At 66.7% G+C, this 2009-nt stretch carries 2 protein-coding genes; one reads left to right on the top strand and one right to left on the bottom strand.

Features of this window, described 5'->3' with window-relative positions; genetic code table 11:
- Positions 1–1205, top strand: a 1205-nt coding sequence (locus tag ACFWF3_RS33800) for an AMP-dependent synthetase/ligase (protein ID WP_379318052.1), incomplete at its 5' end; no start/stop codon positions are given.
- Here ACFWF3_RS33800 and ACFWF3_RS33805 read toward each other — a convergent pair.
- Positions 1202–1732: a PaaI family thioesterase gene (locus ACFWF3_RS33805; protein WP_379318054.1), complete on the bottom strand. Its 531-nt coding sequence runs from the start codon at positions 1730–1732 to the stop codon at positions 1202–1204. The two genes, ACFWF3_RS33800 and ACFWF3_RS33805, sit on opposite strands and share 4 nt — an antisense overlap.
- Positions 1733–2009 lie beyond the last annotated feature (277 nt).

Raw genomic sequence — 2009 nt, forward strand, 5'->3', positions numbered from 1 at the left:
CCAGCGGCACCACGGGCGTCCCCAAGGGCTGCCTGCTGACGCACCGCAATATTTTCGCCGCCGCGGCCAACGTGGTGGAACTCCTCGACACCGTATTCCGCCGTACCCCAGCGGATCCCGCGTCGACGCTGCTGTTCCTCCCGCTCGCGCACGTGTACGGGCGGGTCGTGCAGTTCGGGTGTGTATTGGCCGGAGTCCGCACGGGCCTGGTCGCCACGCCCGCGCAACTGCCCGCCGAACTGCCGATCTTTCGGCCGACGTTCCTGATCGGTGTCCCCTACGTCCTGGAGAAGATCCGCAAGGCGGCGCGTCAGGCACTCGGCAGTGATCGGTACGACGCCGCGGAGACGGCGGCGATCGCTGCCGGCCATGCGCGCAGGCGCGGTCAGCAGCCACCGGCGGACGCGGTGATCGACGCCCGGATCGGCGAACAGTGGCGTGGCATGCTCGGCGGGCGGCTCGAGCACATGGTCGCGGGTGGCGCGTCGCTGGAACCGTCGACGGCGGACTTCTTCACCGGCATCGGTGTGGAGATCATCGGCGCGTACGGCCTGACCGAGGCGTCGTCGACGGTCAGTATGAGTGCGCCGCACGCCAATCGGGCAGGCGCGGTCGGCCGACCGGTGCCCGGCACGACCGTCGCGATCGCCGACGACGGCGAGATCCTGGTCCGGGGCCCGCAGGTCTTCCCCGGGTACTGGCCCGACGGCGGCCATTCGGCCGAGAACTGGTTGGCCACAGGCGATCTCGGCCGGCTCGACGAGGACGGATTCCTGTTCATCACCGGCCGGCGCAAGGAGATCATCGTCACCAGCGGCGGCAAGAACGTGGCGCCCGCGCCGCTCGAAGACCGGGTTCGCCTGCACGCCTTGGTGAGCAACTGCATGCTCGTCGGTGAAGGCCGACCGTATGTGACCGCCTTGATCACCGTCGATCCGGTGGTGCTGGCTCGCTGGGCCGCGGAGCACGGCGTGGACGTGTCCGGCGGGGTCCCGACCGAGGACGCCCGGTTGCTCGCCGAGATCTCCGCCGGTGTCGAGGCGGCGAACCGGCTCGTCTCCCGTGCGGAGTCGATTCGCCGGTTCGCCGTTCTCGCGGAGGACTTCTCGATGGAGAAGGGTCAGCTGACGGCCTCGTTGCGGCTGCGTCGCGCGGCGATCGAAGCCGACTTCGGCGCCGTCATCACCACGCTGTATCCGGATTAAGCCGCGCCCAGCCAGCAGAAGTACTCGAGATCCACCTTCGCGAGCAAGGCGCCGCTGTCGTCGTGCAGCAGCGCCTTTCCGGTGATATCGAACTGCTCCTCGGTCCTGCGCCCGACCACCTCGGCCAGGATCGGGGAGCTCACCGTGCCACTGGCGCGGATCCGGCCGCGGGCAGGCCGGAGGAAGGTGGCCTTGGTGCTGCGCAGCACGAAGGTCCGCACGTGCAGTATGCGCGGTGCGATGATGCCGGAAAACGCACCGGCACAGGCGACTTCGGCGGCGAGGAACAGCGCGCCCGCGTGCACCGTGCCCAGGTGATTGCTCATCGCCGGTGCCTCGGGGATCTCGGCCACCGCCGAGCCGGGGCCCAGCTCGGTCATGCGCACGCCCACCAGATTCACGAACGGGACGAGCGTGTCGACGGTCTTGCGGATCTGTTCGTAGTCCGGCGTCGCGGCACCGGTCATATTCGTCAGCCGAGCCTGTGCTGCGGCGATTCCGGGGGCCGGTTCATTTCCAGTTGGCATGCCCCAATTAGCCCATATCGAACCGTTTTTCGTGATGAACGGAAGTTGAATTCAACTATTCATCCGAGCTGCCGGATCGCTAATATTCGAAATCATTGTTCTGGAACATCTATTCATGTAATCCGATTGGAAATCGGTAAGCGGATCGAGCGGTTCGACTCCGTAAAATCGCATCCGGGGCCATAAGCGTTTCATTTACTGAGGAGTCACCCTGATGTATGACGCGATTGTTGTCGGCGCGCGGTGCGCGGGTTCACCGGTTGCCATGTTGCTGGCC

Source organism: Nocardia sp. NPDC060220, assembly GCF_042727815.1.
GTDB lineage: Bacteria > Actinomycetota > Actinomycetes > Mycobacteriales > Mycobacteriaceae > Nocardia.